Here is a 23,280-nt window from a genome sequence, read left to right as displayed (position 1 = left end):
CAGCTTATAAGCTGACGTTTTTTCATGTTATTGCGAGTGGGAAGAAGAAATGAATTTAAAATACAAATGATCATGAATTGGAATAGCAGCTCCAATTCCTTGAGAAGTAATATTTTTCACAACAAGTCTTTTTTGATTTCCCTTTAATACAAGATACACTTCTCCAAATGTTACTTTTCCTTTTTCATTTACTGCTGGTGTATAAGCGTATAAATATCCGAGTTGACTCGGACTAATATTATACACACGCTCATGTCCAGTACCATAACCAATGGTCGTTTTAAACGAAAGGGGTAATTGTACTTTTTCAAGTGCTTTGAGAAGCATCATTTTTTTCACATCTGCAGCATCTTTCATATCTGCTGTTAAATCGCCTTCAACCGTCTTTTGTGTTTCTTGCTTATAGCGAAGTGGATATAAACGGTCTCCTCCGCGATTATCATACACATTTCGATTCACTTGTTTATATTCCCAATTAATCGATGTGTCTACTGATTCATAATGTAAAGCCCATTGACCCAAATAAATTTTTGCCCGATACCCTACTGCAAGCGGCGCATTTGAAATTGTCGTTTCATTAAACATCCGAATTAAGTCTGGATTTTCAATTTTAATATTAGCCGTTTTCAATAGCTCTTGAGCAAATTTACTTGGTTGTAAACGTGGCAAATCTTGCGCATCATTTGGAAATGTATTGTCTTTTGAAATATTTAAAACAGATGAAGGCATTTTTGTTCCTACTGTTGTCTTTGCAAAACTCATGTTAGGAAATAATAAAATAAACGAGACCATAGTTGAAAGACATATGCTGTATACTCGTTTCACCTGTCTGGCTCCTTCCTATGTAGGTATATATACTACTTCGTTTATTGTTTTCTCTGAGCGCAATTGTTATGCCTATTTTTCATAATAAATAAAAACCAATTCCCATAATGACATACGCCGCTAGTAAAGTGCCACCTTCAAACCAGTTTGTATCTCCATCATTGGAAATCGCAATCGTTAAGAAAACGGCTGTAATCATAGACACAAGTTCTGGTATAGTAAATACTAAAGGCATCCTTTGCGCGAAGAACATAGATAGCAATACTAATACAGGAGCAACAAACATGGCGATTTGTAATGTAGAGCCTATTGCAATTTCGACTGCAATATTCACTTTATTTTTATAAGCCATAATAATTGCAGACGCATGTTCCGCTGCATTCCCAACAATCGCAACGATAATAACCCCTATAAATAACTCTGACCAACCAAATGACTTTGCAACAGTTTCAAAAGTATGTACGAGTGCCTCTGACACATAAGCTACTGCCAGTGTTGCTATCGCTAAAATAAGGAGCGCCTTCCCTTTTGACCACTCTGGCTCTTCTTCATGCGCTACTTCGTCACTTTTATGTTGATATACACCACGGTGCGTAACTAACTTAAATAGTAATGCAGCAAGGTACATGATAATCATAATAATAGAAACACCTATACTTAATTGATACGTCTTGCCAGCGTCCATCTTCATTGAAAAGATCTCTGGAATAACAAAGGCCACAACAACAGCAAATATTAATAAAGCTGAATTATGCCTTGCATCATATACATTAAAACTTTGTCTTTTGTATTTAAGACCTCCAACAAAGAAAGATAACCCTCCTACCAATAATAAATTTCCAAGTACAGAACCGGTTAAAGAAGCTAACACCACTTCAATTAACCCTGCTTGAAGTGCAAAAATTGAAATGATAAGTTCAACAGCATTACCGAAAGTAGCATTTAATAATCCGCCTATTCTAGGACCAGAAACAATTGCTAGACTCTCTGTTGCTCTCCCCATAAAACCAGCTAATGCGATAATCGTAATACAATACACAGCGAACATAATTGTTTCTGGCCAATGAAGTGTTTTTCCAAGTACAGATAGTGGTACACCTATAAGCGCTACTATAAGAAATATTTTATTAAACATGCTTTTCATCCTTCCATCGTATGTATTTCTCCTCAATATTATTATTATTCTTCTCCTAACTTGTCCGATTTCATCACAATTACGTTTAAAAAATCGGATTGAAGAAAACAGTATGAAAGATATTTAAATTATCTTGTTTAAACAGACAGAATTATAAATTGTGAAAAGGGGTTAAAATTATGCACTTAAAAGAAAAAATCGCAACTATTATTCAAGGTCAACGTACTGGTGTATTATCTACAGTACGAAATGAGAAACCTCATAGCGCCTTTATGATGTTTTTCCATGAAGATTTTGTACTATATGTTGCAACAGATCGACAATCAAAAAAGATAACAGATATTGAACAAAATCCTAATGTCCATGTACTACTCGGACGAGAAGGAAAAAAATTAGATGAAGATTATATTGAAGTTGAAGGGTTAGCTTCAATCGAGGAAGACTCAACATTAAAAAACAAGTTTTGGAATAATAGCTTAAAACGTTGGTTACTCGGTCCTGAAGACCCTAATTACGTATTGATCAAAATCAATCCCGACACAATTTATTACATTGATGGTGCGGGTACGACGGAGCCTGAGTTTTTACGACTATAAAATAAAACAAGCCCCCCCCTTAGGTGGGCTTGTTTTGTCGAAAAGTTCTTTTAAAAAAAATAATAAAATAGGTGGAACTTTCCAAAGATTCTGTTATATAATAGCAGTAACTTAAATAAACTGTATTAAAACAGATTGAGGGGAGAAATAAAATTGATGAAGAGAGAAGAACGCAAAAATATGATTGAGTTTATTGAAAAGAAAAAAGGGATTGAGCGTGACGAATTATTGTTTATGACAGACGATGAAGTAGAACATATTTATAATGTAACGTACTTTTTATATGAGGAAATTGCAGAGTAGTATAATAATCCCCACCTTATTAAAAATATAAGGTGGGGATTATTTCGTTATTTAGCCCACTATTTACAGGCAGTAAAACTCCCACCTTAAAATTCAGGTGGAGCAAGAAGTTAAGTTGAAGTCGCACTTCCTATAAAGCTCAATTGCTTCAACTTTATACATGAGAATCATTTTCATGTATAATACTGTAAGATTGGAGGAATTTTACTATGAGTTCGTGGCTCTTATTTGCACTATTATCAGCAATTGCTGCTGCCCTTGTATCTATTTTTGGAAAGTTTGGTTTAGACGGAATCGATGCAAACGTTGCAACAACAATTCGATCTATTATTATGGCATTATTTATGATAGGCGTTATTATCATACAAGGTAAATTTCAAAATATCGGCGACGTACTGCTAAATAAAAAAGCACTGCTATTTATCACATTAAGTGGGGTTGCAGGTGCTTCGTCATGGCTATTTTATTTTCTTGCCCTCAAAACAGGAAAGGTTTCACAAGTAGCTCCTGTCGATAAATTAAGCGTCGTATTTTCTATCATTCTCGCTATGATTATCCTCGGTGAAAAGTTAAACTTTATGACCGGTGTTGGTGTAGTCTTTATTACAGCTGGTGTATTATTTATTGCTTTCAGCTAAAAAAACCGCTATTAGCGGTTTTTCTTTTTCTTTATGTACAACCATACAACACATGTAACAACTGCTGAAATTAATAAAATCCATATTCCATAATGATGTAAACTATACTCAACGAAGCGCCACTTCTCGCCTAACTTCCAGCCAAGCCCAATAAAAACACTTATCCAAATGAGCGCACCACCGTAAGCGTACAAACAAAAACGCCAAAGTGTCAAATTTGATACCCCAGCAAAATATGCCGTTAAATGACGTACTCCCGGTATAAAATAACCAATCATTAAAAGAAATGGCCCATATTTTTCAAATAAAATATGTGTTTTTTCAATGTGATGTTCTTTAATTCTAATTTTCGGCCCATATTTCTTTAAAACAGGGAGCCCAAGTTTTAAACCTAATATGTAGCTTAACGTGATCCCTAACATCGCACCAGCCATCCCACTTAAAAAAGCAGCAGTTCCTGACATAACTCCTTTTGAAACATTATAACCAACAAAGGTCAATAAAAACTCGTCTGGTATCGGTAATCCGACAATCCCACCAGCCAAAGCTATAACAATTCCAAAATAGCCATAATGCGCGATTAACTCGCCAATATGTTGTTCCATTCGGAAGACACATCCTATGCACGATCGTTATTCCACATTGTACCCTTTCTATCTTTAAGGCAAACATGGTATACATATTCACTATACATTGTTTTTATAATGAACTCTACTTCTATTCTTTCCTTTAACAAAGATAAAGTGAAACTTTAATCAGTGGGAGTTTTGTTCATCCTCTACTAATTATTAACCTATGCCAATCTTGCTTCTACAGACATCCCGACTCCCACATAACTTACTTACATTCAACAATTTTGAGATTAGATTCTTACTGCCCGCAAATAACCCGATAAAAAATAAAAATTCATATGCGTGTTTTTTTGTTACAATAAAGGAAAGTTACTTTTCGCAACGGTTTAACTCTCAAGAAAAATGATATATCTAGCAAAAACATAGTTTGGTCTATATAATGCAACTTCTACCTATTAAAAGAACATACACCCTTTTACATACGACATCATTTTTCTAAATTATACAGGGGGGAACGAACATGACCATTGAAAATCAATTTATTCAAAAAGTTTACTATAAAACATTTTTAACAGAAGAAACTTCTACTCCTGCATCCGAAGTACTCGGTGAAGCATATATAAATGAATCTAAAAATGAATTCTCCAACATTTCTAATATTCGATTTGCTCAAGGTGAATTTTATTATCAAAATAAAGATTTTGAAGCAGCTATATTTAAATGGGAAAAAGTAAATAATGCTCTTGCACTTTGGGCGACAAAAAATATTGCAGATGCTTATTTTGAACTAGGATTCTTACCAAAGGCAGAAGAAATTTATCAATCTATTCAAACGGAAGATACAACTCTTACGATGGAGGTTTCCTTACAACTTCTTTCTCTTTATATCGAACAAGATCGTTTAGGACTCGCTTTTAAGACGATTAGTGAAGCTGTTGCATTCCAACCGGATTATCCAAATATTACTGCAATTGCACGTTCTTTCTATGAAAAACAAGAAGATTGGAACAACGCTATCGAACTAGCTGTTCAAGAAGGTATTCGAACACAATCTTTACACTGGTTTGATACGTTAATAAATTACATAAACAAAGGATTTACAAAAAATATTAAGCCTGAATATTTCTATGAGTCTTTAAAAGCTCTATATGCTGTTGATCAAGCTCAATTTAAAGAGCTTGTTATTGCTCTTTGGAATAGCTATCAACATGAATCCTTATACCTTCCTTGGATTCAAAGTATTAATCATTTATTCTTGCATATTGAAACAGACAATAATGACGATTGGAATGAAATTTCTACTCGCTATCAAGAAACATACTTTGCATTAATTACCGGAAATCATTTTATGCATGAATTAAACGGACTTGTACCAAATTTATTAACAAATTGGTTTAGTTTAACGAAAGCAAAAGATTCTCTAGTTGTCTCTGCAGCAGTGTTAGCATGGAATGAAGTCTCACCTACAACTTTAGAATCATTACTCGTAAAAAGTGCTGGATCCTTACTTTCTAATACATCAGCTGAAGCAGATGTAAATATGGAAACAGTTTCTCATTTATTCGAAACAATCGCTGTATGGGCTGAGAAAAATGATGTAGATTTAAGTCATCAATTTACGCTACTAGTCCATGAACTATGTGATTTAAATGTCACACCACTACTAATAGCTGGAACTAGTGACCATGATAAAACATCATTTGTTAATTCAATATTGGGAGAGAACATCTTAACTGAAACTTTAACAACTCCTATTCTATTTAAAGACGCTAGTCAAACTGAAATAACAGAATTTACCGAGTTAGATATACGAAATATCCCTAACCTTGATGAATTCCATCAAATAACGGCTACATCTGCTCAGTCAGAACTTGAGAAAAAATGTATAGAAATTAAGCTACCAAGTAGGTTTTTAAGAAAAAATAAGTTTACATTTCTTCTTACACCATCCATTCAAGAGCAATTGGATAAAAACAATGTATACTTTGAATACTTACAAGCAGCAGATAGTCTTGTTTACGTATTAAATTCTTCTTCACCATTGCATAGTAAAGAAATTGATACATTAATTTATTTACGTGAACAAGTACCAAACTTACAAATTCACTTCGTATTACACACAAATAATACGACTACTAATGAAAAACTAATTAGTAAACTTAAAGTACATTTTCCAGATGCACAATTCTTCCCATACTCTCCTTCGCAAGAGAGTAGCCAGCAACTTGGAGATGTAACAGAATCTATTCTCTCTAATCTTGCAAAACGCGATATAGAAAAAGAACGTATAGAAAAGCTAATATGGTTTACACAAAAGACAATTGCTTATCTCATAAATGAACGTGTGGAATTAGAAAATACATTAGTAAAATCCGTACGCTGGAATAAACACATCTCAGTGAAACTTACTGGATTTATTAATAACCTTACTGCTCTTGAAAAAGATAAAATTCGCTCTATTACCGAATCCTATCTTTTAACGAAAGAAGAAATTACACGAGATATACATTCTCAAATTCCTGAATTATTACAGAGTTGCTCTGATCTTGTTCAAGAAGATAGTGATTTCAAACTAGTTCATGAAGAATTAAATGCTGCAATGAATGAACGTGTTCAAAAGCATGTACAACAGGTACTTCTTCCTAAATTTACTGGGTCTATTCAAGAATGGATTGAAACAGCACATAATGAATTTATTCAAGCTCAAGCTTATTTAGATGAAATGAGTGAAACGTTTAATAAATTATATAAAGAAGAACGTATGAAACTTCCTTGCGATTTCAAATTATTAGATGATTGGAATCGAGATGTTGCACGAATGACAAATCGAATTACAGTAACGAACATCAATATTTTATTACGCTTTACACCGACACAGTTTTTCTTAAAAAGTGCCGGAAAATTATTTGGTAATATGCAAAAAAACCAATCTATGCTCGCCAACAAATATAAACAATATATTGAAACAGAAGACTATACAGAAATTGCTCACACAATTTCCAAACAATTCTTCCTTCAATTTGAAGTATTTGAAGGTGCATTAGAACGTGATATCATGATGTTCTTCAAAGATCCACTTAATATATTGAAACAAAATGTAGATGCAGCTCAACTTGAGATACAGGAAGACGAGCAAACATTAGCGACGCTAAGAAGCAATCCAGAAACATATCATGATCCTTTGGCGTTATTTAAACTACAATTACTACAACATAAATTTGTTTTAAGTACTACAAAGAAACATGAAGATATCTTTGTATCAAACGAATCTCCTATTGTTTAACAAAAAAACCAAGCAAACTAAAATTTGCTTGGTTTTTTTTACTTTATTATTTTCATATGTTCAAACGGATAATAAATGCCTGCTAACTTTCCTAACACATCTTCTCTATCAATAAAACCTAAACCATTTCTACTATCTTTACTTATTAAGCGATTATCTCCCATAACAAAAATCTTATTTTTAGGAACTGTAATCGGTCCAAAGTCCTCTGTTAAATTCATAAGTTTTTTTTCTGCTTGTTTTTTATTACTATCCAAATACTCTTCATCTTTCACTTCAGAATTTACATATAATTGATCATTTCTCATCTCAATTATATCTCCAGGCAATCCAATCACTCTTTTGACATAAAAATTATCTGTTTTCACAACAATAATATCTTCTCTCCCATAGCTTTCAAATTGTTTTGCTAACTTATTAACAATCACCTTATCTCCATCTTGCAACGTTGGCCTCATAGATGCTCCTTTTACAGTCGTCGGAAAAAACACAAAAAATTTCGCCAAAAACACCAATAAACATGCAATTGCAATAGTTCCAAAGAATTCACGCCAACGTTTTTTCTTTTGCATCATTTCACCAACTCATCATCTTTTTACTTTTATTATAAATAATACGACTGATGATTTTCTACAAAATTCTGAATTATAAAATTACAATATTAGAAATTTTAAAATAAAAATACTGATTAAATTAACAAGCAAAAAAGATACTCTCAAAATAGTCTATCCACTATTTTGAGAGTATCTTTTTATAATCCCACATATATAATACACATTTGAGCAGCTACATATGTAAACCAAATCCAAAGTGGCTCATACTTCAATTTACGCCCTCCGATATCTGTCACGCCAATAATGAAATCAGAAATTACAAACAGTAAGCCACCAAACGCTGGTATCCACCATATCCCTGTATTTTCATAATATAAGGCGAATGCAAAGCAAGCCATTCCTCCAACCCACAATCCGTAAATTAGAGCTCCTATCGTAAACAACTTATCCTGTTTATCATTTCGGATAAAGAAGAACCATCCTACAATTAGAAAGAGCCCATATACGAGTAAGCCAATCCAAAAACCATTCCATGAAATTCCTGTTTGCAAAAATGCTTTTACATAAAAACAATGAGCAACAGCGAAAGTAACCATCCCTCCAATTAATCGATGACCAATTGGAATCAGCCCAGCCATAAACAAATCTCCCACAGTTGATAAAGTCATACCAAGTGCAACCCACGTACTATACTCTACAGATGGATCTTGTAACCATATGCAAATTGCACTACCTGTTAAAGAAAAACTAAGAATAAGACGAATTGCTAAAGGTAACGGCATATTATCTTTCGTTCTTTTTGTCTGCCCCATTGCATAAATTGCACCAATAAAAAAAAGAAATATTTGCCCAATTAACACCACGTAAAGTAGATTCATAATATTTTCTCCTCAATAAATGCTTTTTGTATCTTTTTTCGTTACACTTAGTCTATTATCCTTTTTCTATAAAAAAAGAAGAACAGTACTGTTCTTCCATTGTAATCGCTTTTCTGCTCTCTATGCTACTTGTTTTTCTTGCTCCATTTTTTGCTTAGCTGGTGTCCTATTTACCACAATGATTCCCGCGGCTACACATGCTAAACCGAGTAGCACAAATGAATGAATTGCTTCACCTAAAATCATGCTCGATAATAACACACCAAATACGGGTATAAAGAACATATACATAGATACTTTTCCAACCTTGTTATACTTCATAATTGTATTCCAAATGCAAAAACCAGCTGCAGATAAGAAAGATAAATAAATTAGCATAAGTAGTGCATGTAGACTAAATGTAAATGGCATGACTCCAACTTGTAAAGCCCCTATACATAATAATCCTGTAGAACCAAAAATCATTTGGTATGCTGTCATATAACCAATATCTAATGTTTTACTACCTTCTTTTGCTAATATGTTTCCATATGAATACAGCATTGCTGCACTAAGAAGTAATAAGCTTCCGATCCCAAAATGAAATGATAAGCTACCATCACTCGGCACATTTACTAAAATGACGCCACAAAAACCAATAGATACCCCAATTAATTTTCTCATATTGAGAGCATCATCTTTATATAAAAAATGGGCGAGTAAAATTTGAAAGAATGATGATGTTCCTGAAATGATAGCTCCTTCAATTCCTGAACTATAACTCATTCCAATGTAAAAACAGATATATTGAAGAAACGTTTGGAATAAACCAATTTGTATTAACTGTTTCCCTGTTCCTTTTTTGAAGCTCATATCTTTTCCTAACACTTTAAAGAATAATAAGAGCATGACTCCAGATAAAAAGAAACGATAACCGGCAAATAATATTTGCTCTCCAACTTCTTGTGGTTGAATTCCAAGTTCAACATAACTTAATTTAATAAAAGGAAATGCGCTTCCCCATAAAAAAGTTGCTACTATTGCAGCAATAAATACGCCAATCGGATGGGTAAAAATTTTCTCTGTCTTCACTTGTTGTCTTCCTTTCCGATCTTTTTATGAACAATATTCATATATACCAGAGGAGTTGCGAAAACACAAGTTTTCCGTTTATACTTGAAACAAAACCGTACCATCTCATAAAAACATATGATATACTATAGAATAATTACAACATAAGAACTATTAAAAACAGATTCAACAGAAATGCTGCTATCCATTATGGATGGCAGCTTTCGTCGTTTTATAGGGGTTTCGATTTTGATTATTTTTCTCAATAAGAATGCGGAAGGAGCGGGTAGTAATGAACTCAGAAGTAAAAACGTTACAGTCAAAAGAACCAATTTCTCATCCCTCTTTATGGGACACATTAAAAAAACATTATGAACTTGTATTTGCAGTAGCATCTGGTATTTTTATTTTAGTTGGCTGGTTATTCACAAAGAACGATGTAATGAATGTAGGTATTACTTGCTATATCCTTGCTTATATAGTTGGTGGATATGCAAAAGCGAAAGAAGGCATTGAAGATACGATTGAAGAAAAAGAGCTAAATGTTGAAATGCTAATGCTCTTTGCAGCTATTGGTGCTGCAATTATTGGCTACTGGGCAGAAGGGGCTATCTTAATCTTTATCTTTGCGCTCAGCGGTGCTATGGAATCTTATACATTAAGTAAGAGCCAAAAAGAAATTTCCGCTCTTCTTGACTTACAACCCGAAGAAGCATTACGCATTTCCAACGGAACGGAGGAACGTGTTCCTGTTGGAGAGTTACAAATTAACGACATTATTTTAATTAAACCAGGTGAACGTGTTCCCGCTGACGGTACGATTCATAACGGTGAAACAAATATTGATGAAGCAGCAATCACGGGAGAACCTATTCCAAATGAGAAAAGACATGGCGATGAAGTATTTGCAGGTACTGTAAATTTACGTGGTGCTATCGAAGTTAAAATTACGAAGCCAAGCGATCAAACATTATTCCAAAAAATTATCCGTCTCGTCCAAAGTGCACAAAGTGAAAAATCACCATCACAACTATTCATCGAAAAGTTTGAAGGAACATACGTAAAAGGTGTACTACTCGTTGTTGCGCTTATGATGTTCGTTCCTCATTTCTTACTTGACTGGAGCTGGAATGAAACGTTTTATCGCGCTATGATCTTACTTGTAGTCGCATCTCCTTGTGCACTCGTTGCTGCCATTACACCAGCAACGTTATCTGCAATTTCTAACGGAGCAAGAAATGGAATTCTCTTTAAAGGTGGCATACATTTAGAACGCCTCGCTTCAGTAAAAGCAATCGCCTTTGATAAAACAGGAACATTAACAGAAGGAAAACCTAGCGTAACAGATGTATATGTTCGAGAAAATATGACAGAAAAAGAAGTACTTTCTATTACAGCATCCATTGAAAGTCACTCTACACATCCTTTGGCTGCATCTATTGTTAAATATGCACAACATGCGTACGACATTACATTAAAAAAACCTGAAAAGGTTGAAGATGTAACTGGTTTTGGGCTAAAAGGAATATTCGAAAACAACGCTTATAAAATAGGTAAAGCTGATTTTATCGGTGAAGAAACAAAAACATTTCATAATGGTATTTCTGCCTCACTTGAAAAGGAAGGTAAAACTGTCGTTTATATTAGTGATGAGGGAGGCATTCTTGGACTTATCGCTTTAAAAGATACGCTTCGCCAAGAAACAATAGCTGCTATTCGTGAATTACAAAGCATTGGTGTCGAAGCAATTATGATTACTGGAGATAATGAAGAAACGGCAAAAGCAATTGCCTCTGAAAGTAATATAAAGGAATATTACGCATCATGTTTACCAGAAACAAAAGTTGAAACGATTAAAAAGTTAAAAGAAAAATACGGTACAGTAGCAATGGTCGGAGACGGTATAAATGATGCACCTGCACTAGCTACTGCTAGCATTGGTGTCGCAATGGGAGAAGGAACAGATGTAGCTTTAGAAACTGCGGATGTTGTACTGATGAAGAACGAACTATCTCGTCTTTCCCAAGCAATTCGTTTATCAAAACGAATGAACCGTATTGTGAAGCAAAACGTAATCTTTTCGCTAGCCGTTATTGCCATGCTAATTTGTTCAAACTTCTTGCAATTTTTAGCTCTTCCATTCGGTGTTATTGGCCATGAAGGAAGTACGATTCTTGTCATTTTGAATGGCTTACGATTATTAAAAGGCAGCAAATAAAACGGGTCCCTCATAGAGGACCCGTTTTTTTTAATGATAGCTATTATGACCGTTCGCACTGCTACTCGTTTTATGCTTTGGATGCGAACTGCTCTTTTGTTTATTATTACTTTTATTATTATGGTTCTTTTTATTATTACTCATGAAATATCCCCCCTGTTCCTTTTTATTATGGAACAAGAGCTCATTATTCATTACGGGAATTATTGTCACCGGTTCTATAATGGTGGAGTAAACCATTAATTTCACCGCCAAGTAAAATTACCCATCCAGTTAAGTAAAACCATAACATTAAAATAATGATACCACCGAGACCACCATATGTATTGGCGTAATTCGCAAACTTATCTACATAATAAGCAAATAAGTACGATACCACAATCCATCCTACAGTAGCAAATAACGCCCCTGAAATAACTTCTCTTCTTTTTAACTTTCGATCTGGGGCAAATGTATATAAGAAACTAAACAAAGCAAATAGCACGAAGAAACTCGCTACTAATCGTGTAATGCTCCACACGAAAGAAAAACTATCTGATAAACCGAGTGCTTTAAACACTGCTGCTCCAATAACTTGTCCGAATACCGGAACAATTAACGCAAAGACAATCATAAAAATAATAGCTAATGTAAACACAATTGATAACGCTCTTGTTGTAATAAAAGAACGTGTTTCCTTCACGTCATAAGCGCGGTTAAAAGCATTCATAACCGCATTAACACCATTTGAGGCAAACCATAACATGGATAATAAACCAAATGATAATAAACCACCATTTTGCTGGTTTACAACTTTATCTACATTTACCTCAATTAAGTTCATTGCATCATCTGGTACATAAACCTCTAATAAACTAAGCACATCCTCTGTTTGAATGGGAATAAATCCAAGAAGCGTAATTAAGAAAACGAGCCCAGGAAAAATTGCAAGCAAGAAGAAATAAGCGAGCTGTGCTGCCAAGCCCGCTACATCATCGCGCATCGTCCGGTCATATAAATCTTTACCAAACGAATAAGTACGATTTCTTCTCACCTTTTCTAAAATTTTTCTCATATATGTTTAAACGCTTTTCTTCTCTTCTTTATCTTGCTTTAACTCAATGTACGCTTCAGTTTTTTTTTCCACTGCATTTGAGTCTTTCATAAATAATTCACGCGCTTCTTTCATACCACCATCTTCAGCAACTACTGGCTCTTCTTCTGCTTTCAGCTCATCTACCTTTGGAGATACAGCTTGAATTTCAATCGTTTCTGGCTTTTCTTCTGGCTCAACTTTTTTCTTACTAAAAATTTCTTTCGTTTCTTTTAACGTCTCTACAACAGATGGCGTTAATTTTTTAATTTCTGCTACTTTCGCTTTTACCACATTGAAATCAGCAAGTTCGCGTCCTTTATCTGTAACAGTTTGCACTTTTTCTTTGATCTTTGCATTTTCACCAATTTCAATCATCTTTGTTTTTGCTTTTTCTGCTGTATTTTTTACTTTTTCACGGTTTTCTTTCTTTAACATGGATACAGCTACACCTGCCGCTACACCAATCGCAATGTTTCGAGCAATATTATTTTTCTTTGCCATATTCCTTCACCCTTTCATTTCTTATGTTAGAAAGTATTTCTTTCTAAGCTTCCTCATATTCCTTGTTCATTTCGAATGAAAGCTAATAGCTTTGCACACCCTTCTGTTACAAGGTCATATACTTCTTGGAAATTCCCTGTATAGTAAGGGTCAGGAACGTCTGTCCAGCCACCGTCTGGAACAAAGTCGGACAGCCTACCAATATAGCCTCCAGTTTTACCTAAACTTTTTAAATCTGCTATATTCTTGTTGTCCATGGCAATAATATAATCAAACTTTGTTAAGTCTTCTTTTTCTACTTGCCTTGCTTTAATTCCTTCAAAAGTGACTGCATTTTCTTTTAAAATTTTTTGTGTTCCTTTATGTGGCGGATGGCCAACATGCCAATCTCCAGTTCCTGCAGAATCAATGACAATTTTCTCTTCAAGTCCCTCTTTTACGACAAGATTTCGAAAAATCGCTTCTGCCATCGGAGAACGGCAAATGTTCCCAAGACAAACAAACAATACTTGAACCATACTTTTGTTTCTTCCCTTCTTGGTGCATTTCTTAATATATACTTATAGTATAAACAACCAATTATTAAATATAAAGGAAATCCCTACTAATTTAATGGGATTGAAAAGATTCATTAACGAAAATGATAAAAAATGTTAAGATAGCCTTATGTTATTTTAAAGGGGGACACTTCGGTGGATTTATCCGTAAAGTCAGAAGAAAACGTTGAATATATGGTCGAAGCTATTAAAGAAAAATTACGTATGGTTAATGCTGGAGCGATGAGAGCTGCTAGTTTTAACGAAGAAATGTACGAAGATTTACGTGACATTTATGATCATGTTATGAAACGTGAAACATTCAGCATTAGTGAAATGCAAGCTATTACAGAAGAATTAGGTACATTAATTAAAAAGTAAAAAAGCCTCTCTTATATGAGGCTCTTTTTTATTTCCAACAAATTCATGACAACTCATCTCTTTCCCTCAACCAACTGTAAAATATTGTACAATAGAAGTAGAACCTCATCTTAGATTTTTTCTCCATACATACTACTCACAAATAATAGCAACACTACCATTGCTAACTGTTTTTACTGGAGGTGCTTACTTATGAGCAATTGGTACAGTAAGACGAAAGATCAAACATTAATTGACCTAGAAACAAACGAACAACACGGTTTAACAGATGAAATTGTAAGTGAACGTTTAAAGCAATACGGTTCTAATGAATTAGCTACAAAACAAAAACGCACTTTATGGCAGCGTATTTTCGCCCAAATTAATGACGTCCTCGTATATGTCCTTATTATTGCTGCCCTTATTTCTGCCTTTGTAGGTGAATGGGCGGATGCCAGTATTATCGCGCTTGTTGTAGTTTTAAATGCTGTTATCGGTGTTGTCCAAGAATCTAAAGCAGAACAAGCTTTAGAGGCACTAAAAAAGATGGCAACACCTAAAGCCATCGTCAAGAGACATGGTGAACTAAAAGAAATTCCATCTGAGCACGTCGTTCCAGGTGATATCGTTATGCTCGACGCCGGACGATATATCCCATGCGATTTACGCCTTATTGAAACCGCAAATTTAAAAGTTGAAGAATCTGCTCTAACTGGTGAATCTGTCCCTGTTGATAAAGATGCAATCTACCACCCTTCCATGCAAAGTGATGAACAAGTACCACTCGGCGATCAAAAAAACATGGCCTTTATGTCTACTCTTGTAACATACGGAAGAGGCGTCGGTGTTGCTGTTGAAACTGGAATGAACTCACAAATTGGTAAGATTGCTACCCTTTTACATGAAGCAGACGATGATATGACACCACTTCAAAAAAGCTTAGCACAAGTCGGAAAATATTTAGGCTTTGTCGCTGTAGCTATTTGTATCATTATGTTCCTCATCGGTTTTTTACAAGGCCGGGATACGTTAGAAATGTTTATGACTGCTATTAGTTTAGCCGTTGCAGCTATTCCAGAAGGCTTGCCAGCTATCGTTTCCATCGTTCTTGCAATTGGTGTGCAACGTATGATTAAACAAAACGTTATCATTCGGAAACTACCAGCTGTTGAAGCCCTCGGTTCTGTCACAATTATTTGTTCAGATAAAACAGGTACGTTAACGCAAAATAAAATGACCGTTACTCACTTTTATAGTGATAACACATACGATCGCTTAGAAAGTTTAAATGTAAATAATAATGCGCAACGTCTATTGTTAGAAAATATGGTGCTATGTAATGATGCGTCTTATAATAACGAATCACAAACGGGAGACCCGACTGAAATTGCACTTCTCGTTGCTGGAACCACTTTTAACATGCAAAAAGATTATTTAGAAAAAATACATGAACGTGTTAACGAAGTACCTTTCGATTCAGATCGTAAAATGATGTCAACCGTACATACATACGATGGAAGCTACTATAGCATGACGAAAGGCGCTATTGATAAGCTCTTACCTCGATGTACCCATATTTTTAAAAACGGCAAAATCGAGATTTTAACTGATTCTGATAAAAATCAAATATTAGAAGCTGCCGGATCAATGTCTCAAGAAGCTTTAAGAGTACTTTCATTCGCATTTAAACAATACGATTCAAACGATATGGATATAAATCATCTTGAAGAAAACCTTATCTTTATTGGTCTTGTCGGTATGATTGATCCACCGCGAACTGAAGTGAAAGATTCAATTAAAGAATGTAAAAAAGCCGGTATTCGCACAGTTATGATTACTGGTGACCATAAAGATACCGCCTTTGCAATTGCCAAAGAACTTGGTATTGCTGAAGAAATATCGGAAATTATGATCGGAACTGAATTAGATAACATTTCAGATACAGAGCTAGCAAGCAAAATTAATCATTTAAATGTATTCGCCAGAGTCTCTCCAGAACATAAAGTAAAAATTGTAAAGGCATTGCGTGCAAAGGGAAATATCGTTTCTATGACTGGTGATGGTGTCAATGACGCTCCATCTTTAAAGCAAGCGGATGTTGGCGTAGCGATGGGCATTACAGGAACAGACGTTGCAAAAGGGGCAGCAGATGTCGTGTTAACAGATGATAATTTCTCATCTATTGTGAAGGCTGTTGAGGAAGGTAGAAATATTTATCGTAACATAAAAAAATCAATTCTCTTCCTACTCTCTTGTAACTTCGGAGAAATTATCACTTTATTTTTAGCCATTTTACTCGGCTGGGCAACACCACTACGACCTATTCACATTTTGTGGGTAAATTTAATTACAGATACCCTGCCTGCATTATCACTTGGGGTTGATCCTGAAGATCCTGATGTGATGAAGGAAAAACCACGACATGCGAAAGAAAGCTTATTTAGTGGTAGCGTTCCTTTCCTTATTTTCAATGGGATTGTCATTGGGCTTTTGACGCTAATAGCCTTTATCGCCGGAGCAAAGTTCTATACTGGAGATACACATTTATTCCCTCTTTTCCCAGAGCAAATTGATGAGGATGCTCTATTACACGCTCAAACGATGGCATTTGTCGTTCTTAGTTTTTCTCAGCTCGTTCATTCATTTAACTTGCGTTCAAGAACGAAATCAATTTTTTCCATTGGGATCTTTACAAATAAATATTTAGTCTTCTCCCTTCTTATCGGTGTTCTTATGCAAGTTTGTATCATCTCCATCCCGCCCCTTGCAAATATATTCGGTGTACATGCATTAACGATGCGAGATTGGGGATTTGTTCTCTTATTAAGTATCATTCCACTTATTGTGAATGAGATTATTAAATTAGTGAAGAGAAACTAAAAGGCAATGAGGAATAGTCCTCATTGCCTTTTCATTTACCCTACTATTTTCCGTGCAGTAAAACTCCCACCTCAAAATTCAGTTTGAGCAAAGAAGTTAGGTGGTAGATTAACTGCCCATAAATGTCCAATTGTGAAGGCTAATAATCGGTGGGGATGAACAAAACCCCACTGATTAAAGTTTCACTTTATCCTTGTAATTCTTTTTTGATATTCTCTGTTAATGTAGCCATACGTTTGCGGCTTTCTTCACGCTCACGTTTGTTTTGTTCTTCAATTTGTTGTGTTTCTTGCATACCTCTTGAAATAATGTTCCAAGTTTCCTCAAGTGTTTCCATCTTAATACTAGAAGAACCTGATAATCTCGCTACTTCTACACTTTGCGTTGCGATATTTTGTGCATTTTTCTTAAGTAATTCATTTGTACGGCGATCCAGTTCAGCCATAGAATCTGCAACAAGCTTTTGACGCTTCGCATTTACCGCTTGAATGATACCATTTTTAAAGATAGGAATCGTTGTAATAAATGCTGTATTAATTTTACCAATTAATTTATTATTACCACGTTGAATCATACGAATTTGTGGTGCTGTAAGTAGCGCAACCATACGCGCTTTTTCTAAATCATCAATACGTTGCTCTAAAATTTCAACCGAGTTTTTAAGCGACTCTAATTCAATACCTGCTAATTGATCATTATTACGCACACGCTCTTCATACATCGGAACTAACTCTGTATTTAAACGCTCTAATAACATTTCTCCTGCTACTACGTACTTCTCTAAGTCTAAATAATATTTTAAGTTTTGCTCATACAAGCCATCTAACGTACCAATTGATTTTTTCATCTCATCTTGGTACTTCGTAATTTCCACATACACTTTATCAATTTCACGGCCCATCGTTTGATACTTGCTAAAGATTTGTTCAATCATTTTATCCGCTTTTTTGAACATACGTGAGAAGAAACCACTTTTCTCTTCCGCAAAGTCTTTGCTATCAAATCTGTCCATAATTTTACCAAGCTGTTTTAATAATTCACCAGAATCTTCTATCTTTGATAATGACATTGTATGTAAAATTTGATCAGCAAAACGTGAAATTTCCATAGAAGGTTCTTTTCCAAGTTCAATTAATTCTAATTGATCTTTAATATCTACCGCATTATAAATACGTTGTACATCCGCATCTTGTCTAAGTTGCAAGCGAACATCTTGTGCTGTTTGCTCATTTAATTCTGTTTTCGGATCTAGTACGACTGGGTTATTCATATGGTATTCTCCCTTTCCTTATAAAAATGGACGAAATAGTCCTTTTATTGTTTGTGATAAATTTTTATAGGCTGATGAACCATGAAACTCAAGATCGAAATTAACCTCTTCAAGCCAATGGGAATCAAATGCCCCCGCTTCAATATACGGTTCAATATCGTTTCTTCCCGTTGGATTGAAATGGAATACATCTACTCCAATTTGATTTAAAAATAGTAATAAAACAGCATCAGAACGAGTTAACTCTCCACTCTTCTCATTATTAAATATAACAATTTTCGGCACATCTTGTGAATAATCAAATTTCTCAAGCTGTTCTAAAATATTCGGTGGTATTTGAGAAAGTTGCGCGAAAACATATAGCGCTACATCTTGTTTTGTCTCTTTCGCAATTGGTTTGCACATTTCACTTTCACACGTATGGATAATCGCTTCTGCAATCCCATGTTGTAAACCTTCCGGTAAACGCTTATGCGGCCACCAATGGCTATTCATAATTAGATCCGGATGTAATTTCCCAGCTCGGTCTAATGCATCTCGATAATGATATTGGAAGTTTGCTTTTTGCTCTTTCGTAAATGGGAATGTATTAACTAGTATACTGTTATCAAATGATGTAACAGCCTTTAATCGTTGAAAATACTCTTTATCATTCTTTGAAACGCCTGATATTTTCGCAAATAAAGAAGGGATATAAATATGTTTATTTTCAACAAAGAATGTCGGGCGTACAAACGCCTTTTCTTTCGTAATTAAAAAGAGCTCATCATATGTTGTTTTTAGTGTACGAGCTACAGGCGTATAGGAACGGAATTGCCACGGCTTGTACAGCAGTGAATTATCGTGGTGAAGTACTTGCTCAATTTCTTTTGAAGCTTGATACGCTACTGTTGCCACACGCTCGCGGCGGCGATCTGGAAATGGTTCAAGAGAAATACGGCCTGGATGAGACACAATAAAGGTCCTTCCCTCTTCATCAACATTCTCAAATCCATCTTTTCCTTCTGGGTGATAATAAAGCACATCACAACCGAGCATAATAAGAAAGTATAAGAAATATATACGGCTTTCCTGTGCATCACCATACCAAACGATACGCGGCATCTGTTTCTTATAATTAATCGTAGAAAACCACTTCGCTACATAATTTTCGCTTAGTTTAATTATGTCGATTAAGAAACGACGGAAGCCTTCTGTCTTTAACGACTGATTATGTTGTTTCTCATATAATTTCAATAGTGAAATAAACGTCGTATGTATGTAATGCTGTAAATCAGGATTGTCTACTTTCGGTAAAAGTTGTTTCCCAGATAAGTGTGCAACTAACCTATTTACTGTCAGACCATTTGGTGCTTCTTGATGTAATCCGAACACTTCTTGAATATGACGAAGCTTTTCCGAATCAATCACTTTGTTTAAATTTTGTTCGTGTAAAACTTCGATTCCTTTCGCTTCACTATAATCAAACAGTTCATTAAAATATTCATCTACATCATTAGGAACGCCAAGGATTCGACATGCTATATAACTAAATTTCATCTCATTCTCTGTCAGTTCATATTGTGGACGTTTTTCTAAAAGCGTTTCAAATTGCTTTAAATCTGATTCATCTTTTAATGCATATGGTTGAAGTGTAAAACGTGAAAACACAACAGTTCACCTCCAAAAACAGTTACGTTTTTTCTAAGTCCTTCTTCTATTATAAACTATTTTTTGTTATAAAAAATGGGCGCTCGCAAAACGAGCAAACCCATTTCAATTATTTATTATCTTCTTTAGTAGCTGCAACTTCTTCTTTAGCTTGTCCAGAATTCTTCATGTAGTGAATTATAAATGTTGCTCCAAATGCTACAACTAAAATAATAAAGAATAGTGTATGACTAATCTCAATCTCGATTAAAGACAGTAACATTTTCGATGCAATAATTAAGATTAAAATGTATGCTGTCGTTTCAAGCTCTGGAATACGTTCTAATAATTTCAAGAATACACCGGCAATACCACGCATCATTAAAATACCTAGCATTCCGCCTAATAATAAAATCCAAACTTCATTAGATACACCAAATGCAGCAAGTACACTATCTACAGAGAATGCGATATCCATTAATTCGACCATGGCAACTGTTCCCCAGAAGACACCGAACATTCTGAAGAAAATACTGTTTTGGTTCATACCATGAGCTTCCTCTTCTTCACCTGCACCTTTACGCTTATCAATAAAGTATTTTACTGATAACCAAGCAAGGTAAAGTGCACCAAGAAGTTTTACCCACCATAATTTAATCAAGAACATTCCGATTCCAATTGCAATAAAGCGGAATATATAAGCTCCAATAAGTCCATAGAATAATGCTTTTTTACGTTTCTCTTCAGGAAGGTGTTTTACCATTACCGCTAACACAAGTGCGTTATCAGCAGATAACAACCCTTCAAGTACAACAAGTGTACCAATTAATCCCCAAGATACTGGATCTTGCAACACTTTAATCCACATGTCCAAGTCGAAAAACTGAGCATACGTATCAAGGATTCCTTGCAAAATACTCATCTTACCTTTATCCCCTATTCTTTGCTAGATTTATAGAAAGGTCAAAAAAAGGAAACGAATATCGTTTCCTTTCTATGCATCCAAGCCATACGCTCTTACAAGCGCACCTAAACCACCTTGGAATCCACTTCCTACTGCATTAAACTTCCACTGTCCATTATGACGGTATAATTCACAAAAGACAACTGCTGTTTCGATAGAGAAGTCTTCCCCTAAATCAAAACGAAGAACTTCTTCGTTCGTCTCTTCATTCGCTAAACGAACGAATGCGTTTCCTACTTGTCCAAAGTTTTGATTACGGCCTTCCGCATCATAAATTGTAACTGTAATAGCAATTTTATGAACGTCTGCTGGAACCTTTTTCAAATCTACAACAAGTTGCTCATCGTCGCCTTCGCCTTCACCTGTTCTGTTATCGCCAGTATGTAAAACTGATCCACAAGGAGACTTTAAATTATTATAGAAGATAAAATCAGTTTCCTTCGTACATTTCCCGTTCGCATCTAATAAAAAAGCAGATGCATCTAAATCGAAATCGTCTCCGCCATCATAAGATTTAATATCCCATCCAAGACCAATTACTGCTTTTGTTAAACCAGGACTCGTCTTACCTAAATCAATCTTCTGTCCTTTTTGTAACTGAATAGCCATTTATATTCACCTCTATATTTTTATCTTTAAAAATATACCCATCAGTAAACATGCATTTCACCAATGGATATATAAATTGAATCTATTACTCTACATCTAAACCAAAGTTATTGCATAGAGACGCTAACCCACCTTGGAATCCACTTCCGATTGCATTGAACTTCCAATCACCTGCATGGCGGTATAATTCACCTACTACTACCGCTGTTTCAATAGAGAAATCTTCTCCTAAATCGTAACGAATTAACTCTGCATTCTTTTCTTCATCGAGAATACGTACGAATGAGTTAGAAACTTGACCAAAGTTTTGGCTGCGGCCTTCTCCATCATAAATTGTAATTGTGAAACAAATACGTTCGATGTGAGCAGGAACATTTTTTAAATCGATTTTAATCGCTTCATCATCGCCTTCGCCTTCACCAGTTCGGTTATCTCCTAAATGCTCTACAGCACCATTCGCACCTTTGGGATTATTATAGAAAACGAAATCTTCTGCTCCTGAAACTTTACCGTTCGCACCTACTAAAAAGATACTAACATCTAAATCGAAATCAGCTTGTCCATCATAACGATTTGTATCCCAGCCAAGCCCTACAAGTACCTTTGATAAACCTGGATTTGTTTTTGTTAAATCTACCTTTTGTCCCTTTTTTAAAGAAATAGATGCCATTTAAAAATTCCTCCTTAGTTTATCCTATTGATAACGTGATACAATCTCACTTAAGTTTTTATCTTGCGTGCCTTCTCCAACTGCTGAAAACTTCCACTCATTTTCGTAGCGATACATTTCTCCTGCAATTAAAGTTGTTTTACTAGCATAGTTTTCTGATAAATTATAACGTGCTAATTCCTCACCTGTATGAGGATTTTGAATACGAATATAAGCGTTACGAATCATACCAAAGTCTTGACGTCTGTTTACACAGTCATAAATATTTACAACGAATACTAAACGGTTAATACGACTTGGGACTTTATGTAATTCTACAAAGATTGTTTCATCGTCACCTTCGCCTTCACCTGTTAAATTATCTCCTGAATGAATAATACTACCACAAGTAGAAAGTTTGTTTCCGAAGTAAACTAAATCATTTTTGTTTAAAAAACGATCTCCTTCTAACATAACAACAGATGCATCACAATCTATATTTGGTTTACTTCCAAATAATGAAGACAGAAATCCACCTGATTGCCCAATTGGATCCCAGCCTAAGCCAACCTGTAGTTTTGCTACTTTTGGTTGTCCTTTCGTTAAATCGATCTTTTGACCTTTTTCTAAAATAATAGGCATGAAGTTTCTCCCTTTCTACAAAGCATTTTCCATATCGGAAAATATTGTATTCTTCTCTTATATTGTAGCATTATTTACCTATTGATAAAAAGGATAAATTCTCAGTTATATGA

Annotated in this window: 22 protein-coding genes; 7 read left to right on the top strand and 15 right to left on the bottom strand. The window is 34.9% G+C overall.

The features are described 5' to 3' along the window. Positions 1–27: 27 nt before the first annotated feature. Both BHV55_RS02495 and cax read right to left on the bottom strand, forming a co-directional pair. Positions 28–825 (bottom strand): YfkD famly protein, encoded by a 798-nt coding sequence (locus tag BHV55_RS02495; protein ID WP_002102695.1) that lies wholly within the window; start codon positions 823–825, stop codon positions 28–30. Between the two features lie 79 nt (positions 826–904). Next, positions 905–1,960 (bottom strand): calcium/proton exchanger, encoded by a 1,056-nt coding sequence (gene cax / locus BHV55_RS02490; protein WP_000482133.1) that lies wholly within the window; start codon positions 1,958–1,960, stop codon positions 905–907. 179 nt (positions 1,961–2,139) lie between these two features. Here cax and BHV55_RS02485 point away from each other — a divergent pair, with 179 nt between their 5' ends. From BHV55_RS02485 to BHV55_RS02475, 3 genes are all read left to right on the top strand, one after another. After that, a complete protein-coding gene (locus BHV55_RS02485; protein WP_000550220.1) occupies positions 2,140–2,556 on the top strand; it encodes a pyridoxamine 5'-phosphate oxidase family protein in 417 nt (138 codons plus the stop codon). 156 nt (positions 2,557–2,712) lie between these two features. Then, positions 2,713–2,859: a BH0509 family protein gene (locus tag BHV55_RS02480; protein ID WP_000817786.1), complete on the top strand. Its 147-nt coding sequence runs from the start codon at positions 2,713–2,715 to the stop codon at positions 2,857–2,859. Positions 2,860–3,068: 209 nt separating this feature from the next. Continuing rightward, positions 3,069–3,497: an EamA family transporter gene (locus BHV55_RS02475; RefSeq protein WP_000100296.1), complete on the top strand. Its 429-nt coding sequence runs from the start codon at positions 3,069–3,071 to the stop codon at positions 3,495–3,497. Positions 3,498–3,508: 11 nt separating this feature from the next. Here BHV55_RS02475 and BHV55_RS02470 read toward each other — a convergent pair whose 3' ends face one another. After that, entirely contained in the window at positions 3,509–4,102 is a 594-nt protein-coding gene (locus tag BHV55_RS02470) for a DedA family protein (protein WP_000434878.1), read from the bottom strand. A 487-nt stretch (positions 4,103–4,589) separates the two neighbouring features. On the opposite strand from BHV55_RS02470, the gene BHV55_RS02465 reads away from it, so the two are divergent. After that, the gene (locus tag BHV55_RS02465; RefSeq protein WP_070758077.1) at positions 4,590–7,352 is read left to right on the top strand and encodes a tetratricopeptide repeat protein; all 2,763 of its coding nucleotides are present in this window, start codon (positions 4,590–4,592) and stop codon (positions 7,350–7,352) included. 38 nt (positions 7,353–7,390) lie between these two features. Here BHV55_RS02465 and lepB read toward each other — a convergent pair whose 3' ends face one another. The 3 genes from lepB to BHV55_RS02450 form a co-directional block, all read right to left on the bottom strand. Then, entirely contained in the window at positions 7,391–7,927 is a 537-nt protein-coding gene (gene lepB / locus BHV55_RS02460) for a signal peptidase I (protein ID WP_000983302.1), read from the bottom strand. Between the two features lie 176 nt (positions 7,928–8,103). Further along, a complete protein-coding gene (locus BHV55_RS02455; RefSeq protein ID WP_001051073.1) occupies positions 8,104–8,784 on the bottom strand; it encodes a lysoplasmalogenase in 681 nt (226 codons plus the stop codon). A 120-nt stretch (positions 8,785–8,904) separates the two neighbouring features. Then, complete coding sequence (locus tag BHV55_RS02450) at positions 8,905–9,855, bottom strand: DMT family transporter (protein ID WP_000845729.1); 951 nt, start codon at positions 9,853–9,855, stop codon at positions 8,905–8,907. A gap of 271 nt (positions 9,856–10,126) precedes the next feature. Between BHV55_RS02450 and BHV55_RS02445 the strand changes: the two genes are divergently transcribed. After that, the gene (locus BHV55_RS02445) at positions 10,127–12,052 is read left to right on the top strand and encodes a heavy metal translocating P-type ATPase (RefSeq protein ID WP_070758075.1); all 1,926 of its coding nucleotides are present in this window, start codon (positions 10,127–10,129) and stop codon (positions 12,050–12,052) included. Between the two features lie 187 nt (positions 12,053–12,239). On the opposite strand, the gene BHV55_RS02440 is transcribed toward BHV55_RS02445, so the two are convergent. Genes BHV55_RS02440 through BHV55_RS02430 form a run of 3 tightly spaced genes read right to left on the bottom strand, consistent with a single transcriptional unit; the run spans position 12,240 to position 14,146 of the window. Continuing rightward, positions 12,240–13,106: a YihY/virulence factor BrkB family protein gene (locus BHV55_RS02440; protein WP_070758072.1), complete on the bottom strand. Its 867-nt coding sequence runs from the start codon at positions 13,104–13,106 to the stop codon at positions 12,240–12,242. Positions 13,107–13,112: 6 nt separating this feature from the next. Further along, on the bottom strand, positions 13,113–13,628 hold the full coding sequence (locus BHV55_RS02435) for a DUF4075 domain-containing protein (protein WP_001085388.1): 516 nt from the start codon (positions 13,626–13,628) through the stop codon (positions 13,113–13,115). 53 nt (positions 13,629–13,681) lie between these two features. Beyond that, positions 13,682–14,146 (bottom strand): low molecular weight protein-tyrosine-phosphatase, encoded by a 465-nt coding sequence (locus BHV55_RS02430; protein ID WP_000250916.1) that lies wholly within the window; start codon positions 14,144–14,146, stop codon positions 13,682–13,684. Between the two features lie 174 nt (positions 14,147–14,320). Here BHV55_RS02430 and BHV55_RS02425 point away from each other — a divergent pair, with 174 nt between their 5' ends. Further along, entirely contained in the window at positions 14,321–14,545 is a 225-nt protein-coding gene (locus BHV55_RS02425; RefSeq protein ID WP_000366196.1) for a DUF1128 domain-containing protein, read from the top strand. A 192-nt stretch (positions 14,546–14,737) separates the two neighbouring features. Continuing rightward, the gene (locus BHV55_RS02420; protein WP_070758070.1) at positions 14,738–17,404 is read left to right on the top strand and encodes a cation-translocating P-type ATPase; all 2,667 of its coding nucleotides are present in this window, start codon (positions 14,738–14,740) and stop codon (positions 17,402–17,404) included. A gap of 187 nt (positions 17,405–17,591) precedes the next feature. Here BHV55_RS02420 and BHV55_RS02415 read toward each other — a convergent pair whose 3' ends face one another. From BHV55_RS02415 to BHV55_RS02390, 6 genes are all read right to left on the bottom strand, one after another. Next, positions 17,592–18,674: a toxic anion resistance protein gene (locus tag BHV55_RS02415; RefSeq protein ID WP_001064409.1), complete on the bottom strand. Its 1,083-nt coding sequence runs from the start codon at positions 18,672–18,674 to the stop codon at positions 17,592–17,594. An 18-nt stretch (positions 18,675–18,692) separates the two neighbouring features. After that, entirely contained in the window at positions 18,693–20,324 is a 1,632-nt protein-coding gene (locus BHV55_RS02410) for a YceG family protein (protein WP_000492864.1), read from the bottom strand. 109 nt (positions 20,325–20,433) lie between these two features. After that, the gene (locus tag BHV55_RS02405) at positions 20,434–21,225 is read right to left on the bottom strand and encodes a TerC family protein (RefSeq protein WP_000025688.1); all 792 of its coding nucleotides are present in this window, start codon (positions 21,223–21,225) and stop codon (positions 20,434–20,436) included. A 72-nt stretch (positions 21,226–21,297) separates the two neighbouring features. After that, positions 21,298–21,876: a TerD family protein gene (locus BHV55_RS02400; RefSeq protein WP_001007532.1), complete on the bottom strand. Its 579-nt coding sequence runs from the start codon at positions 21,874–21,876 to the stop codon at positions 21,298–21,300. An 85-nt stretch (positions 21,877–21,961) separates the two neighbouring features. Continuing rightward, positions 21,962–22,546 carry a TerD family protein gene (locus tag BHV55_RS02395; RefSeq protein ID WP_000146720.1) on the bottom strand — a complete coding sequence of 195 codons (585 nt, stop codon included), beginning with the start codon at positions 22,544–22,546 and terminating at the stop codon, positions 21,962–21,964. Between the two features lie 24 nt (positions 22,547–22,570). Then, positions 22,571–23,167, bottom strand: a complete 597-nt coding sequence (locus BHV55_RS02390; protein ID WP_001121578.1) for a TerD family protein — start codon at positions 23,165–23,167, stop codon at positions 22,571–22,573. Positions 23,168–23,280: the final 113 nt, after the last annotated feature.

Origin of the sequence: Bacillus sp. RZ2MS9 (assembly GCF_001816185.2) — a bacterium.
Classification (GTDB): Bacteria; Bacillota; Bacilli; order Bacillales; family Bacillaceae_G; genus Bacillus_A; species Bacillus_A cereus.
This window is presented reverse-complemented; position numbering and strand designations above follow the sequence as displayed.

Coding starts and splice junctions, on each gene's coding strand:
- cax (WP_000482133.1), bottom strand. CDS start 1,960: ATGTTTAATAAAATATTTCTTATAGTAGCGCTTATAGGTGTACCACTA.
- BHV55_RS02485 (WP_000550220.1), top strand. CDS start 2,140: ATGCACTTAAAAGAAAAAATCGCAACTATTATTCAAGGTCAACGTACT.
- BHV55_RS02480 (WP_000817786.1), top strand. CDS start 2,713: ATGAAGAGAGAAGAACGCAAAAATATGATTGAGTTTATTGAAAAGAAA.
- BHV55_RS02475 (WP_000100296.1), top strand. CDS start 3,069: ATGAGTTCGTGGCTCTTATTTGCACTATTATCAGCAATTGCTGCTGCC.
- BHV55_RS02470 (WP_000434878.1), bottom strand. CDS start 4,102: ATGGAACAACATATTGGCGAGTTAATCGCGCATTATGGCTATTTTGGA.
- BHV55_RS02465 (WP_070758077.1), top strand. CDS start 4,590: ATGACCATTGAAAATCAATTTATTCAAAAAGTTTACTATAAAACATTT.
- lepB (WP_000983302.1), bottom strand. CDS start 7,927: ATGATGCAAAAGAAAAAACGTTGGCGTGAATTCTTTGGAACTATTGCA.
- BHV55_RS02455 (WP_001051073.1), bottom strand. CDS start 8,784: ATGAATCTACTTTACGTGGTGTTAATTGGGCAAATATTTCTTTTTTTT.
- BHV55_RS02445 (WP_070758075.1), top strand. CDS start 10,127: ATGAACTCAGAAGTAAAAACGTTACAGTCAAAAGAACCAATTTCTCAT.
- BHV55_RS02440 (WP_070758072.1), bottom strand. CDS start 13,106: ATGAGAAAAATTTTAGAAAAGGTGAGAAGAAATCGTACTTATTCGTTT.
- BHV55_RS02435 (WP_001085388.1), bottom strand. CDS start 13,628: ATGGCAAAGAAAAATAATATTGCTCGAAACATTGCGATTGGTGTAGCG.
- BHV55_RS02430 (WP_000250916.1), bottom strand. CDS start 14,146: ATGGTTCAAGTATTGTTTGTTTGTCTTGGGAACATTTGCCGTTCTCCG.
- BHV55_RS02420 (WP_070758070.1), top strand. CDS start 14,738: ATGAGCAATTGGTACAGTAAGACGAAAGATCAAACATTAATTGACCTA.
- BHV55_RS02415 (WP_001064409.1), bottom strand. CDS start 18,674: ATGAATAACCCAGTCGTACTAGATCCGAAAACAGAATTAAATGAGCAA.
- BHV55_RS02405 (WP_000025688.1), bottom strand. CDS start 21,225: ATGAGTATTTTGCAAGGAATCCTTGATACGTATGCTCAGTTTTTCGAC.
- BHV55_RS02400 (WP_001007532.1), bottom strand. CDS start 21,876: ATGGCTATTCAGTTACAAAAAGGACAGAAGATTGATTTAGGTAAGACG.
- BHV55_RS02395 (WP_000146720.1), bottom strand. CDS start 22,546: ATGGCATCTATTTCTTTAAAAAAGGGACAAAAGGTAGATTTAACAAAA.
- BHV55_RS02390 (WP_001121578.1), bottom strand. CDS start 23,167: ATGCCTATTATTTTAGAAAAAGGTCAAAAGATCGATTTAACGAAAGGA.